At 70.0% G+C, this 13,399-nt stretch carries 13 protein-coding genes; 6 read left to right on the top strand and 7 right to left on the bottom strand.

The window, feature by feature from the left end; all coding sequences use genetic code 11:
* Positions 1 to 64 precede the first annotated feature (64 nt).
* Positions 65 to 622 (bottom strand): TetR/AcrR family transcriptional regulator, encoded by a 558-nt coding sequence (locus EV192_RS40130; protein ID WP_243727370.1) that lies wholly within the window; start codon positions 620 to 622, stop codon positions 65 to 67.
* Between the two features lie 139 nt (positions 623 to 761).
* Here EV192_RS40130 and EV192_RS40125 point away from each other — a divergent pair, with 139 nt between their 5' ends.
* From EV192_RS40125 to EV192_RS40115, 3 genes are all read left to right on the top strand, one after another.
* Positions 762 to 2,207, top strand: a complete 1,446-nt coding sequence (locus EV192_RS40125; RefSeq protein WP_132123905.1) for an alpha/beta hydrolase — start codon at positions 762 to 764, stop codon at positions 2,205 to 2,207.
* A 28-nt stretch (positions 2,208 to 2,235) separates the two neighbouring features.
* Complete coding sequence (locus EV192_RS40120; RefSeq protein WP_132123904.1) at positions 2,236 to 3,177, top strand: NAD-dependent epimerase/dehydratase family protein; 942 nt, start codon at positions 2,236 to 2,238, stop codon at positions 3,175 to 3,177.
* A 146-nt stretch (positions 3,178 to 3,323) separates the two neighbouring features.
* Complete coding sequence (locus EV192_RS40115) at positions 3,324 to 3,647, top strand: WhiB family transcriptional regulator (RefSeq protein WP_132123903.1); 324 nt, start codon at positions 3,324 to 3,326, stop codon at positions 3,645 to 3,647.
* Here EV192_RS40115 and EV192_RS40110 read toward each other — a convergent pair.
* Positions 3,611 to 4,618 carry a Ppx/GppA family phosphatase gene (locus EV192_RS40110; RefSeq protein WP_132123902.1) on the bottom strand — a complete coding sequence of 336 codons (1,008 nt, stop codon included), beginning with the start codon at positions 4,616 to 4,618 and terminating at the stop codon, positions 3,611 to 3,613. The genes EV192_RS40115 and EV192_RS40110 overlap by 37 nt on opposite strands.
* A gap of 156 nt (positions 4,619 to 4,774) precedes the next feature.
* Between EV192_RS40110 and EV192_RS40105 the strand changes: the two genes are divergently transcribed.
* Positions 4,775 to 5,086, top strand: a complete 312-nt coding sequence (locus EV192_RS40105) for a hypothetical protein (protein WP_132123901.1) — start codon at positions 4,775 to 4,777, stop codon at positions 5,084 to 5,086.
* Between the two features lie 5 nt (positions 5,087 to 5,091).
* Here EV192_RS40105 and EV192_RS40100 read toward each other — a convergent pair whose 3' ends face one another.
* Positions 5,092 to 5,517, bottom strand: a complete 426-nt coding sequence (locus EV192_RS40100) for a nuclear transport factor 2 family protein (RefSeq protein WP_132123900.1) — start codon at positions 5,515 to 5,517, stop codon at positions 5,092 to 5,094.
* The gene (locus EV192_RS40095) at positions 5,510 to 6,262 is read right to left on the bottom strand and encodes a class I SAM-dependent methyltransferase (protein WP_207926577.1); all 753 of its coding nucleotides are present in this window, start codon (positions 6,260 to 6,262) and stop codon (positions 5,510 to 5,512) included. The genes EV192_RS40100 and EV192_RS40095 overlap by 8 nt, the downstream gene beginning before the upstream one ends.
* A 122-nt stretch (positions 6,263 to 6,384) precedes the next feature.
* Between EV192_RS40095 and EV192_RS40090 the strand changes: the two genes are divergently transcribed.
* Both EV192_RS40090 and EV192_RS54310 read left to right on the top strand, forming a co-directional pair.
* Positions 6,385 to 7,986: an alpha/beta hydrolase gene (locus EV192_RS40090; RefSeq protein ID WP_132123899.1), complete on the top strand. Its 1,602-nt coding sequence runs from the start codon at positions 6,385 to 6,387 to the stop codon at positions 7,984 to 7,986.
* 69 nt (positions 7,987 to 8,055) lie between these two features.
* Positions 8,056 to 8,256 (top strand): hypothetical protein, encoded by a 201-nt coding sequence (locus EV192_RS54310; RefSeq protein ID WP_165960877.1) that lies wholly within the window; start codon positions 8,056 to 8,058, stop codon positions 8,254 to 8,256.
* Positions 8,257 to 8,286: 30 nt separating this feature from the next.
* On the opposite strand, the gene EV192_RS40080 is transcribed toward EV192_RS54310, so the two are convergent.
* From EV192_RS40080 to EV192_RS40070, 3 genes are all read right to left on the bottom strand, one after another.
* Complete coding sequence (locus EV192_RS40080; RefSeq protein WP_132123898.1) at positions 8,287 to 9,687, bottom strand: pyridoxal phosphate-dependent decarboxylase family protein; 1,401 nt, start codon at positions 9,685 to 9,687, stop codon at positions 8,287 to 8,289.
* A 67-nt stretch (positions 9,688 to 9,754) separates the two neighbouring features.
* On the bottom strand, positions 9,755 to 10,627 hold the full coding sequence (locus EV192_RS40075; RefSeq protein ID WP_132123897.1) for a GNAT family N-acetyltransferase: 873 nt from the start codon (positions 10,625 to 10,627) through the stop codon (positions 9,755 to 9,757).
* A gap of 51 nt (positions 10,628 to 10,678) precedes the next feature.
* Positions 10,679 to 13,396 carry a caspase family protein gene (locus EV192_RS40070; protein ID WP_132123896.1) on the bottom strand — a complete coding sequence of 906 codons (2,718 nt, stop codon included), beginning with the start codon at positions 13,394 to 13,396 and terminating at the stop codon, positions 10,679 to 10,681.
* Between the last annotated feature and the right edge of the window lie 3 nt (positions 13,397 to 13,399).

Here is a 13,399-nt window from a genome sequence, read left to right as displayed (position 1 = left end):
AGGGCGACAATCGTGCACCGGGGCGACAATGACCCAAAGGACGCCCAAGCGGGCACCCGCGGGCTCAGTAGTGCCGAATCCCCGCCATGAGGGTATGGGCCCAGGGTGCGTCCACTGTGTCGACGCTCATCGCGACCAGGGTGTTGCACAGGAACCCACGGGAGAAGAACTCCTGGATCTCCTCCTCCGAGGCGCCGGAGATCGCCCGCACGTACTCGACTTCCTTGGCGTAGCAGGCGCGGATCGCGTTCCCGATGGCCGGCTCACTCGCCGCGCACGTGGCCTGCATCAGGACCAGCAGCAGGTCCCGGTCGACGATCAGCCGGGCGTAGGCGTCGCCCAACGCGTACAGCACCGCCGCCGGATCACTGCCCGTCGCCTTCGCACCGGCCTCGGCGAACGCCTCGCGCATCCGCACCGAGCAATGCTCGATCACGGCCACGAACAACGACTCCTTGTCCGGGAACAGCCGGTACACGTACGCCTGCGAGATCCCCGCGGCCTTGGCGACCTCGCTGGTCGTCGTCCCGTAGTAGCCCTTCGCGGCGAACGCCCCGATCGCGGTCCGTAGGACCGCCGCACGACGCTCATCCGCCGTGGACAGCTGACGCGTGTCTGACACTCTGGCCATGTGACTAACTAACCACTCACTCTTGGCGATGTCAACCGCAGCCATCCGGGGTTGACACGATTTGGGTGTGAGTGGTTAGTTACTCCTGTCAGAGTGAGTGGTCAACCACTCATCTACCGAAAGGGTACTGATGATCGCCATCAAGCTGATCGCCGCCGGGCTGGCCGCCCTCGCGCCGGCGTCGCTCGCCACCGCGGCCGAGCAGGACGTCGCCTCCCGGCCGGCGCGGATCGCCTGGCAGCCGTGTACCGAGCCGTACTTCAAGGGCCTGGACTGCGGCACCACGCGGGTTCCGACGGACTGGTCGCGCCCCTGGTCAGGCGACGTCTCCCTGTCCTTAGTGCGGCGCAAGGCCGCGGATTCCACGCGGCGGGTGGGCAGCGTGCTGCTGAACGACGGCGCCGGCGGCTCCAGCATCGAGCAGCTGCGTTGGGGCCTGGAGTTCGGCTTCCTGCAAGGGTCGACGTTGGGCAAGCGCTTCGACATCGTCGCGGTGGATCCGCGCGGGATCGGCCACAGTACGCCGACGACGTGCGCTGACCGGCCGCAGCGGGCGCCAGGTGTGACGTACTTCCCGACCACCGAGGCCCAGTATCAGGCGCTGGTGGACAACAACCGGCAGCTGGCCGCGGCCTGCGGGAACAAGCCGTTGCTGGCCAACCTCGACCTGGCGAGCACCGCCCGGGACATGGAAGCGGTTCGCGTCGGGTTGGGCGAGCGGCAGTTGAACTGGTACGGCATCCACTGGAGCACCTTGCTCGGCAGGACGTACGCCCAGATGTTCCCGGGCAGGCTGCGCACGATGGTGGCCGACAGCGCGTTGGACGACACCTTGTCACCGGTGGCGCGGCTCGCCAGCGAGATCAGTACGGCGGAGCAGTCGTTCGACCGGTTCGCCGCGTGGTGCCGCACCGACACCCAGTGTCCGCTGACGGGCCAAGATGTGGCCGGACTGTTCGACCAGCTCGTCGCCCGCGCCGACCGGCAGCCGATCCCGACCAAGAACCCCGGCCACACGGTGAACGGCGAGGACATCCGCTCAGCCATGCAGGACTTCCTGAACATCAAGTTCCCGCAGTGGCCCGAAACGGCCGACGCGATCAAGAAGGCGGCCGGTGGCGACGCGACCGACTTCACCGTCCTGCAGGACAAGACCCTCAACCGCGTCCAGGCCCAGGCCCACGCCTGCGTGGACACCCCGCTCGCGGCCACGAACGTCGCCGGGCTGACCCAGTTGGCGCGGATGGCCAAGCAGTTGTCCCCGCACCTCGGCGGCGCCGTGCAGGCTTGGACGCACCTGGCCGGCTGCCAGGGCTGGCCGGTGCCGACCCGGGAGACCAACAGCGCGCCTCTGCGCGACGCGCCGCCGGCACTGATCATCCAGTCCACGCACCAGTCGTCGACGGCTTACCCGTGGGCCTTCGGCCTGTCCTCGCGGCTGCCCGGCAGCGTCGTGCTCACCCGTGACGGCGACGACTACTCGATGTTCCTGTTCTCGAAGTGCGTGCGCGGCGCCATGGACAGCTACTTGACCGACCGTCGCCTGCCGGCGCCGGGCTCCCTCTGCACCGACTGACAACCCTGACCTACCAAGGAGAACAACTGTGAACAGCGAACTGCACGTCGTGTTCGGCACCGGCCCCGCCGGCGTCACGTTGGTCGACGAACTGCTGTCCCGTGGCCACCGCGTCCGCGCGGTCAACCGCAGCGGCACCGCCCCTGTCCCGGCCGAAGTGGAGATGGTCGCCGCGGACATCACCGACACCGACGCCATGGCAACGGTCAGCGCCGGAGCCACGGTCATCTACAACTGCGCACACGCCCCGTACCACCTGTGGGACGACCTGCTTCCCAAGCTGCAGGCCGGTTTCCTGGCCGGCGCGGCCAGCAGCGGCGCCCGGCTCGTGGTCACCGACACCCTCTACATGTACGGCCCGACCAGCGGCGTGCCGATGACCGAACACACACCGCACAACGCCACCTCCCACAAAGGCCGCCTGCGCGCCAAGGTCGCCGACCGTTACCTGCACGCCAACAGCAGCGGCGAAGCCCAGGTGACCATCGCCCGCGCCGCCGACTTCTACGGCCCGCGTGTCACCAACTCCGCACTCGGTGGCGCGGTGTTCTTCCCCGCGTTGCAAGGAAACCCGGTCGTCGCCCTCGGCGACATCGATCAGCCGCACGCCTTCAGCTACATCGGCGACGTCGCCGCCGCGCTCGCCACCCTCGGCGAACACCCCGAGGCACTCGGCCGGGTCTGGCACGTGCCGACCACGTCCGACCACACCACCCGCGACGTCCACCGGATCATCGGGACCCTGACCGGCCACGAGATCACCGCGGACATCCTGGCCGCGGCCACCACCGACGCTTGGGGACCGTTCGACGCGACTTTCATGCGTGAATACGCCGAACTGTTCTACCAGTACCTGGAACCCCAGATTGTGGACTGCCAGGCCATCGCCGACACTTTCGGCCTGGGTCCCACTCCGATCGAGGACGCGCTCCGAACCACCGTCGCGTGGTACCGCCGGCAACTGGCGTGAAAGCTGGCACTATCGAAGAAGTATGGCTTGCCGTCGGAGTTTCCCGAGGAGGATGACCGTGACACCCCGGCTCCACTTCGGACGGGGTTTCAACGGCGGGTGGACCGGGTAATCGCCAGGTGGACGCCGACCTGGAGGGACCGATCATGGCCAAACTCAGCCGCCTGCCCATTCCGGTGGCCGACGAGTGGGACTGGCAGATCCGTGGCGCGTGCCGGGGCCAGGACAGCCGGCATTTCTTCCACCCCGAACACGAACGCGGTCCGGCCCGCACGGCCAGGGAGGAACGCGCCAAAATGGTGTGCCGGACGTGTCCGGTGCTCGTCCAGTGCCGGGAGCATGCCCTGGCGGTGGAGGAACCGTTCGGCATTTGGGGCGCGATGGGGGAACGGGAACGCCGTGAGGCACTCAGCCGTCGCAGACGGGCCCGTGTTCAACTCGGACGGCGCCCAGGGGTGGTCAACGGGTAGACGGCCGAGTCATGCGTCAACGGCTGTAAGGGAAGCGTCGGCAGGTCCGTGACGTTTTCCAAGTGACGCAACAGGATGCCTTCCCGCAGCGCCCACGGGCAGATCTCCACCGAACCGATGTCCAACGCGGTCATGGTGGCCTCCGCCACCAACGCCCCGGCGACCACCTGACGCGCCCGAGACCGGGCTATGCCACGGAGTCCGGCGCGTTCGTGCGCCGTGACCGACACCAGTTCGGGGATCGAGTTCCGCAACGTCGTCAATGTCAGCTCCCGTCGCACGAACGGCCCTTTGCGTTGCGGCGCGGCGCCGCTGAGACGGGCGAGCTGCTTGAACGTCTTCGAGGTCGCGACGACCCGGCGGGGATCGCCCTCCCATCTGAGCCGCTCCAGCACTTCGGCGAGGGTGTCGTGCACGTGCTTGCGTAACGCCTTGAGCTGCTTGCGGGTCGGCGGGTCGGCGGCGAGGAACCGCCGGGTCAGCCAGCCGGCGCCCAACGGCAGCGAGACCGCCAGGTCCGGCAGCGCGTCCCGGCCCAGCGCCACCTCCGTCGAACCGCCACCGATGTCGACGAGCAGCAGTCGGCCCGCCGACCAGCCGTACCACCGGCGCGCCGCGAAGTACGTCAGGGTGGCCTCCTCCTCGCCGGACAGGAACTGCGGGCGGATCCCGGACTCCGCCTCGATCCGGTCGATCACCTCGTCCCGGTTCACGGCGTCGCGCACCGCGGCGGTGACGAACGGATAGAGCTGATCGACCCCGAGCCGGGTGGCGGCCGACACCGCCCGGTCGACGGCGGCGGCCACCCGGTCGAGCCCGACCTCGCTCAACGTCCCGTCCGGCCGGAGCTCCTCGGCCAGCAGCGTCGGCTCCTTCACGCAGTGCGCGGGCAGCGGCGGCGCCCCGACCGCCACGTCCACCACCTGCAGTTGGGCCGAGTTCGACCCGATGTCCAGAACGGCGAGTCTCATCGTTGAGGGTTACCCACCAGTGAAGTGATCACACCCACACAGTCCCACACTGGTTCGGCGCGGGGCTCAGCGGGAACGCGACGGCCCGTCGGGATGGCTGCCGGCACCGGCGTGCCTAAACTGGCAACCGACCGGTCCATTCCACAAGGGAGCCCCGTGAGCGCCGACGCGATCTTCGACGACCTGGCCCTGACGCTCGCTTCCCGGGGCGCGGTCGCGGGTGCCATGTTCGGCAAGCGCGCCCTCAAAGCGAACGGCAAGGCGTTCGCGTGCCTTCAGGGCGACGTGTTGGCGTTCCGGCTCGGCGCGGGCAGCCCCGCGCACGACGACGCCCTGGCTTTGGCGGGAGCCGAACTGTTCGACCCGTCCGGCACCAAGCGGCCGTTCAAGGACTGGGTGGCCGTGCCCAGCGCGCACGCCGGACAGTGGCCGCGGCTCGCCGAAACCGCCCTCGGCCACCTCAGCTGACCGACCTAGTCGTGGTACTCGTTCTGCCAGAAGATGCAGATGATCCGCCACGAACCCGAACCGTCCCGTAGCAGCTGGACACTGTTCACGCCGTTGCGGGCAGGACGGTCGTATTCCGGTTCGTGGTGGGCGTCGTAGGCGCTCCAGGCGTGCGCGATGTCGCCGAAGATGTCGACGCGCAACGCGGTCTGCAGCTCGTAGAAGTCCTCCGCGGCCAGAAACGGCGCCACGTCCTCGATGTACTCCGGGGTCGGCATCACTTTGACCGTGGGATGGCCGTCCGAATCGAGCGTGACGCGGATGTGCCTGCACTGTGGGTGCAGGAGTTCCCTCAGCTTCGCCCAGTCGCGCTCGCCGGCCGGCCCGGAGAGCGACTGGTACATCTCGGACAACACCTGTCCGATGCGGTCCGTCTCCGGCACGTCACTCATGTTTGCACCCTTGGGTCCACTGGATGGGGCCGTACCGGCGGATGCGGAGCCTGGACAGGCCGTGCTGCTCCAGAATGTCCGCCACTTCGTCCTCGGTGAAGAAGTGGGCGCCGCCGGTGTCCGGGAGGAGCCGGAAGAACCGTTCCGCCAAGGTGCCGCTCACAGTCGGCACCATCACGGCGAGCCGGCCGCCCACGCGCAGGACTCGCACCATCTCGCCCAGTGCCGCGGCCGGATCGGGAATCAGTTGCAGCGCCGCAAGGGACACCACCGCGTCGGCGACTTCCTCGCGCAACGGCAAGCGCTGCGCGTCCGCCCGGATGAACCCGACGGCGGGCGATGCCTCGCTGCGCACCGCCCTGGCCAACATGGCTTCGGAGATGTCCACGCCGAGGGCGAGACCGTCCGCCCCGGCGGCGTCGGCCAGTGCGGCCGTGACGTTTCCCGGGCCGCTGCCCACATCCACCGCGACCCCGCCCGGCGGCAGGTCCAGCCAGGAGATCGGGGTCAACGCCGAACCGGCGAACCGCCGGGCCAGGCCCTGCACGGTGTCGTACGCCATCGAACCGGGACCGGAGGCCCACAGCGCCTGGAACAGACCCCTGTTCGTGGCCGGCTCGTCCGCGCTCGGGGCGTCGCTCAGCAGATCGAGATAGCCACGGCCGACGTCCGGCTCCGCCGGGGGATCAGCCAGCAGCGTCATCGCCCTTCGCAGTGCGACCGGAATCCGGGTGTCGGTGCTCACTCCGACACAGTAGCCCGGTCCGATGTGGATGAGACCCGGCTCCCACAGTGGTGCCTGCACCACCGCCGACTGGGTCACGTACTCCGGTGACTGGACGGCACAGCTACGGAACGGTGATCGGCATGACATCAACGTCACGCCGCATTGTGATGGCGGCTCTGTTACCCCTGGCCCTGATCGGCCTGCCGGCCGCCGCGACGGCCACCACACCCGACCGCACGAGCCCCACCGAGGCGCGCCGGGTGGACCAGGTACCCACCCCCGTCCTGCACTGGACGACGTGCCGGGACACCGCCGAATGCGCCACCGCGCGACTCCCGCTGGACTACGACGACCCGCGCGGCGCGACGATCGACGTGGCGCTGCTGCGGGTCAAGGCGAGAAACCCGGCGCAACGGGTGGGCTCGGTCTTCGTCAACCCCGGCGGCCCCGGCGACTCGGCCAGGGACTTCGCCGCCCTGGTGCCGCAGGTGGTGAGCCCGGCCGTCCTGGACAAGTTCGACATCGTCGGGGTGGACCCGCGCGGGGTCGGCGGCAGCCAGCAGATCCGGTGCTTCGCCACGGCGGCGGAACAGGCCCGTGCGGAGGCACCGTTCAACGCCGTCCCCGTCCCGGACACGCCGGCTGAACAGCGGGCGTGGATCGGCGCGGGCCAGGCACTCGGCCGGGGCTGCTCAACCACCGGACGGCAGGTCACGTCCGCGATGTCCACCACCGAGGACGCCCGTGACATGGACGTGCTGCGGCGCGCCGTGGGCGACGACAAGCTGACGTTCGTCGGCGAGTCGTTCGGCTCCTACCTCGGGCAGGTCTACGCGAACATGTTCCCGGACCGGGTCCGGGCAGTGGCCCTGGACGGCATCGTCGACCCGCTGGGGTTCGTCGGTACGCCGGCCACCGCGAACGTGCCGGTGTTCGAGCGGATCGGCGCCGGTGCCGCCAGCTACCGCGCGCTGCACGAGCTGCTGCAGCGGTGCCAACAGGCCCAGTGTTCCTTCGCCGCCCCGGACACCCAGGCCAGGTTCGACCGGCTGGCCGACCAGCTGCGGGCCCACCCGCTGCGGCTGACCAGCACGACCACCTACACGTACGCGAACCTGATCCGCCACACCGAGCAGTGGTTGCACGACCCGGACGGGTACCTGGGCCTGTTCGCCGACCTGACCGACCTGGCGCAGCTCACCGGGCCGGGCGGGGGCGGCCCCGACCACGACGCCGTGGTGCAGCGCTTCCTGGCCCGGCACCCCGCGCCACCGCCCGTGTCGGGCTACGACAACCACTACGAAGCCTTCTCCGGCAAGGGATGCACTGATGCCCTGCATGCCGCGGACGCCACATCGTGGCCTGCCGCAGCCGACCGGAGCACGAAGTACTTCGGGGCGTATTACTCCTGGCTCAGCGTCCAGTGCGCGCGGAACACCTGGACCGCGCAGGACGAAGACGTCTACCGGGGTCCGTTCGACCGTCGCACCGCCGCGCCCGTCCTGCTGGTCGGCAACCTGTGGGATCCAGCCACCAGCTACGACAGCGCGGTGAAAGTGGCGCGGCTGCTGCCCAACAGCCGCCTGGTATCGAGCGACAGCTGGGGCCACCAGGCGCTGACCACGTCCGCCTGCGTCGACAAGGCGGTGTACGACTACCTGATCGACCCGTCGACGCCGGCGCCGAAGATCACGACCTGTCGGGGTGACGTCCAGCCGTTCGAACCGGTCAGCGCACGGTGACCGGCACCGGGCGGTGGGTCCGTCGTAACGCATCATCTCCTCGACGGCCGCACCGATCAGCCCGGGGTCGTGCCGGAGCAGTTTGAGCTGGTCAGGATGGCGAAGCAGGGCCAGGACGCCGTTGCCGAGCAGGTTGGTGGTGGCGTCCTGGCCGGCGAGCAGCAGGTGGCTGACGGTCTCGACCAGTTCGTGGTCGGTCAGGTCCCGGTCCGGGCCGGCGACCAGCGTGCCGATCAGGCCCTCGGCGCCTGCGCCCGCAGCCGGGCGTAGGTGGGGTGCGGGTCGGCGAAGAACCCGTCGTCATACTGGATCGTCATCGCCCGCCACGCTAGGCCAATGACTTGCGTTGGCATCACCTATGAATTCCGCGCAGCGGAGGATCGCCTCGGCGCTGCGGTCGATGTCGGCGTCGGTGGTGTTCCACCCGGCCACGCTGATCCGCATGGCGTGCCGGCCCTGCCAGGTCGTCGGCCCGCACCAGCACGTGCCGTCGGCCTGGACGGCCCGGATCAGCCGGGCGGTGGCCTCGTCGTCCTCGGCGACGACGACAACCTGGTTGAGGACAACGTCGTTGAGCACCCGCAGGCCGCCGGCCACCAACAAGCCGGCGATCCGGCGCGCGTGCCGGCAACCGTTCGCCACCAGTTCGGCCACACCCGACCGGCCGAGCGTGCGCAGCACCGCCCACACCTCGATCTGCCTGGCGCGCTGGGACGACTGGGGGGTGTGGTGCATCGGCTCGAAGACGTCGTCGGGCGGCAGGTAGTCCGCTGTCGACGCGAAGCTGCGGCGCAGGTTCGCCGGGTCGCGCACGATCACCAACCCGCTGTCGTAGCTGACGTTCAGCCACTTGTGGGCGTCCGTGGCCCACGAGTCGAACTCGGTCAACCCCTCGGTCAGGTGCTTGAGTCCCGGATCGGCCAACGCCCACAGCCCGAACGCACTGTCCACATGCAACCACGCGGCACGTTCCCGCGCCCACTCCACAATGGCCGGGAACCGGTCGAACGCGCCCGTGTTCACCTCACCGGCCTGCGCGCACACGATCACCGGCCCCCGCACGTCAGGTAGCTGCCCGACCAGCATCCGGCCCTGATCGTCGGCCGGAACCCGGTGCACCCGACCGCGGCCGAGACCGATCAGGCCCAGGGCCTTGATGAGGGTGGAATGCGCCTGTTCGCCCGCGACGACCGTGACAGGCGGGGCGCCGAACAGACCGTCTGCCTGCGCGTCCCACCCGGCTCGACGCAACTGGCGGTCGCGGGCGGCGGTCAACGCCGTCGCGTTGGCCATCGTCGCACCGGTGACGTACGAAACCTGGCTGGTGTCCGGCAGCCCCAACAGATCCACCAGCCACCGCGTGGTGACCGCGTGCAGCCGAGCCGCCACCGGACTCATCACCGGCAACGCGCTGTTCTGGTCCCACGCCAACCCCAACCACCCCGCGGCCAACGCGGCGGGCTCCGTTCCCCCTGTCACGAAGCCGAAGTACCGCGGCCCGGTGTTCGCGACCGTCGCCGGCGAACCGACCTCGTCGAGCAGGGCCAGCGTCTCCCCCGGATCACCGGGGTGCTCCGGCAGCGGCTCGTCGAACTTCGCCAGGTCGGCGACGGCCGCCGGCAGTGGCGCGACCGCCCGGTCACCAACGTCACGGACATAGCGCCTGCCCCGGACCGCGGCATCGGCCAGCAGATCATCCATACCGCCAGTCTGACCCAGCTGACCAGTTCTTTTCACTGCCGCTTCGCGAACGGTTCTCGCCCGGGACTCAGTCGGTGACCGCGATCGCGTCGACCTCGATCAGGTAGCCGGGGGCGGCCAGGGTCTGCACGCCGAGCAGGGTGTCGGTGGGCTTGTGGGCGCCGAAGAGCTCGATCCTGGCCGCCTCGATCACCGGCAGGTACTCGGGGCGGTGGCCGACGACGTAGATGGTGATCCTGGTGACCTGGTCCGGCCGGGCCCTGGCGGCGGCGAGGGCACGGCCGAGGTTGGTGAACACCTGCCGCGCCTGGGCCGCGAGGTCGCCGGGGTGGATCAGGGTGCCGTCGAGGTCGTCGGACATCTGCCCGGCGACGAACACCAGCCGGTTGCCGGTCGCGGCGATCACGTGGCTGTACGTCTTCGGCGTGTCCAGGTCGTCGGGCTGGATGATCTCGAGAGCCATCGGGGCAGGCCTTTCGTCGTCGAGCGCTCGGTGCCGAACGTAGATCACGTTGGCGCCCGCGGGCACCTCGGACAGGCGAAACCCGGCTTTCTCCAGCGCGCGACGGGACGCGTGGTTGGCCGGCGCCGGGTCCGCGGTGACCGTGGTGGCGTCCGGGTACAGGTCGAAGACGAGCCGGGTGAAAGCGGCGATCGCCGCGGTTCCCAGACCCTGGCCGACGCGGTCGCTGTCGCCGATGAGGTAGTCGATGCCGACGGCACGGCCGTCGAGGCGGCAACACTGGATCATGCCGAGTGGGACGCCGTCGAGTTGGATGACGAACACCCTGACCGGCTCCGGGTCGTCCGCCCGCGGCCCGTACTTCCGCTCGACGTCCGACGGTTCGCCGTCCCACCAGGCGCGGACATGGGGCGCAGCAAGCCATTGGCGGAGCACCGGGAAGTCTTCCCGGGCCAGCGGCCGGAAGTCGACGGGCACGGTGCCCAGCCTAAGCCGCCGGCCGCCCGAGGGGGCGGCCGGCGATCGGGGTCAGCGGCCCGAGATCTCGGTGGGGCGGGCGTTGCGGCCGGAGATCTCGGTCGGGCGGCTGAGATTGCCGGAGATCTCGGTCGGGCGGGCGTCGCCGGCGGCGTCCACCACGACCGTGGTGGAGCCGTTGAAGAACACGGTGACCGGCCGGTCGCCGGCCAGCAGGGAGAGCTTGGCCAGGCCGCCGGTGGTCATCACCCGCTCGATCTCGGACATCACCGTGGCGACCTCGGCGCCGTCGACCCCCCACGACCGCTCGCCGATGGTGACGCGCTGCTCGCTCATTCCGTTGTCCCTTCTCCCATGCCAACCGGACCCGTCACCTTTACCCTGACGGACCGCACAGCGGAACGAGAAGTCCGGGGCGTCGACGGACAGGTGTTGGGCGGCTCCGAAGTTCTCCGTTCCCAACAGGATGTTCCGGTAGAGACCCGTCGCCCCGGCCAGGATGCCCTGTGCGGCGTCGATCAGGTCGGACGCTGTCCGGGCGTTCTCGGTCCGCAGCCGAGCGGCCAGGTCCACGGGCGCGTCCGGGGCGACCCACACCGCGATGTCCAGGCGCTTTCGGGCCGTACCACGGAAGATCGGAGCGTCCGGCAGCGTGAGGCGTTCGCCGTCGTTGATGCCGGTGAAACGTTCGGTGTGGACGTGGAACTCCGGGTGGCCGGTAGGGCCGTCGGTGACGACCAGGGTGTCGAACCTGACGTCGGCGCACCGGAACGTGCGGTTGTGGCAGACCACCAGGTCCGAGAGGTACAGCCGCACAGTCGACTCCTGGGACACCGCTCGTTCGTTCCCCAGGACCGCCGCCGGGGTGGGCCGGTCGTCCACTTGGAACACGGCCGTCTCCGGGGCCGGGGCGGGGGTCGGGACCAGGTCGAAGTCGATGGTGTGCACGGCGAACCGCACCGGCCGGCCGGCCTCCGGCGCCACCTCGCGGACCTGGCCGTCGCCCAGTTGCCACAGGTACCGTTCCAGCCGGGACAGCCGCGACTCCCTGCTGGTGACGCCGGCCTGGGTCAGCACATGGGTCTCGGTCGGCTCGGAGCTGACCAGCACGACGATCGTCTCCGGCCGGGCCACGTCCGCGGGCATCGACGCCGGCCAGCTCACCGCCATACCCGGCAGTTTCCCGGTGAAGTCGTTGCCGCCGAAGACGTACTCCTTGCCGGCGGCCAGCCGCATCCCACTGGGCGACGACGGGTTGAGCACCGAGATCTGCCCGGAGACACCGACGTCCAGCAGTGAGACGTAAACCGTTTCGGCGATCTCGCTTTCGTTCCGGACCGTCACGCAGATCGACTGACCTGAGTGGACCACCCCGCCGGACCGGGGCATCGGCACGGCCTTACCGCCGGCCACCCGGCCGAACCGGATCGACACCGGCGTGGTCAGCGCCAGCCCTGGTTCCTCGGTCAGGCACCGGAGCGCACGCGCCCTGGCCAACCGCTTGAGGCCGGCGACGACGACAGCCTGGTCAGTGTGCGGCGCGTGCAGCGGCCCGATCGCGTCGTGGATGGTGAGCCCGGCGGGGCCGGCTTCCACCCGTACGGGCGCGGTTTCCCCGTCCTCGGCCACCCGCACGATGGGGACCGGCCCGACCGCACGGACGAGCGCGTCCAGCTGAGGGTCGATCGCGACCGGCAGCGGGGGCAGGGCGGTGCGGATCAGGTGGGCACGGGCGCCGAGCGGCACGGATGTGTCCGGGTCACGGGCGACAAGCGGGCCGTACGCGGCCTGGCCGTCGATCTGGTCCACCCGAACGTCGCCGACCTTGCGGACGTCGTCCGGGTCGGGGGTGTCGTCCGGCATGACGACGAACTCGTCACCGGGCCGGACCCCGAACAAGGGGGCGCCCGCGATCCGGATCCGGTCCCGCACCTGGGTGACCGGCAGGGACGCGACCGGATCGAGCTCCGCGGTGTCGAACACGACGCGCCGCGCCGGTCCCTCCGCCTCAGGCCGCTGGCTCGCGCACACGTCGAGCACGCGCTGCCGCACCTGGTTCATGACCGTCGCCCAGGACACTGTCGTGCCACTCGTCCGCGCCTTGGTGAGGTAACGGGTGAGCGCGTCGGTGAGGTAGCCCATTTGCACGCCGTCGGCGTTGGCGGCCTCGAAAGCCTGCTGTTCCGGGGCACACGCGACGATCCGTACCGCGTACGGGTTGCCTGGCGGATGCCACAGGTCGAGCGCCAACCCGTCGCGCTTGATCATGTCGATGTGGGCCATGATCATCGACGCGGGGATCGGCCGGGTCCGTCCCTTCACGACCCGGTTGCCCACGCGGGACATGTGGGCGGAGTGGCAGCAGTCGAGTACGACCGTCACGTTGCGGGTGCGCTCGGTCAGCCGGGCCAGCAGGACGGACAGCTCGGGCGAGGTGATGCCCCTGAAGTCGTCCTCTGTGGACTCGTCGATGTCGGTCGGCACGATCAGCTGGAGGGTGTTGGGACTGGGAGTGCCGGACCCACGCTTGGGATCCGCCGCGTAGGCGCCGTGGCCGCTGTAGTAGACAAGCACGGCGTCGTCCGGCCGGGCCTGCCCGATCAGCCGCTCGTACGCGTCGAGAATGGCGGCCCGGCTGGCGTTCTCCCGCTCACACCGGACACTGCTGAACCCCCACCGTTCGAGCGTGTCCGCCATGGCGGTGACGTCGTTGCCGACGCCACTGAGTTCACCGGTCGCCGCGCCGATTAGCAATGCCTTGTGCGCCATAGA

This window comes from Actinocrispum wychmicini, assembly GCF_004345645.1.
GTDB lineage: Bacteria > Actinomycetota > Actinomycetes > Mycobacteriales > Pseudonocardiaceae > Kibdelosporangium > Kibdelosporangium wychmicini.
Note: the sequence above shows the minus strand (reverse complement) of the source record. Positions and strands in the feature narration are given on the sequence as shown.

Coding starts and splice junctions, on each gene's coding strand:
- EV192_RS40100 (WP_132123900.1), bottom strand. CDS start 5,517: ATGAGTGACGTGCCGGAGACGGACCGCATCGGACAGGTGTTGTCCGAG.
- EV192_RS40090 (WP_132123899.1), top strand. CDS start 6,385: ATGACATCAACGTCACGCCGCATTGTGATGGCGGCTCTGTTACCCCTG.
- EV192_RS40080 (WP_132123898.1), bottom strand. CDS start 9,687: ATGGATGATCTGCTGGCCGATGCCGCGGTCCGGGGCAGGCGCTATGTC.
- EV192_RS40115 (WP_132123903.1), top strand. CDS start 3,324: ATGGCCAAACTCAGCCGCCTGCCCATTCCGGTGGCCGACGAGTGGGAC.
- EV192_RS40070 (WP_132123896.1), bottom strand. CDS start 13,396: ATGGCGCACAAGGCATTGCTAATCGGCGCGGCGACCGGTGAACTCAGT.
- EV192_RS40110 (WP_132123902.1), bottom strand. CDS start 4,618: ATGAGACTCGCCGTTCTGGACATCGGGTCGAACTCGGCCCAACTGCAG.
- EV192_RS40125 (WP_132123905.1), top strand. CDS start 762: ATGATCGCCATCAAGCTGATCGCCGCCGGGCTGGCCGCCCTCGCGCCG.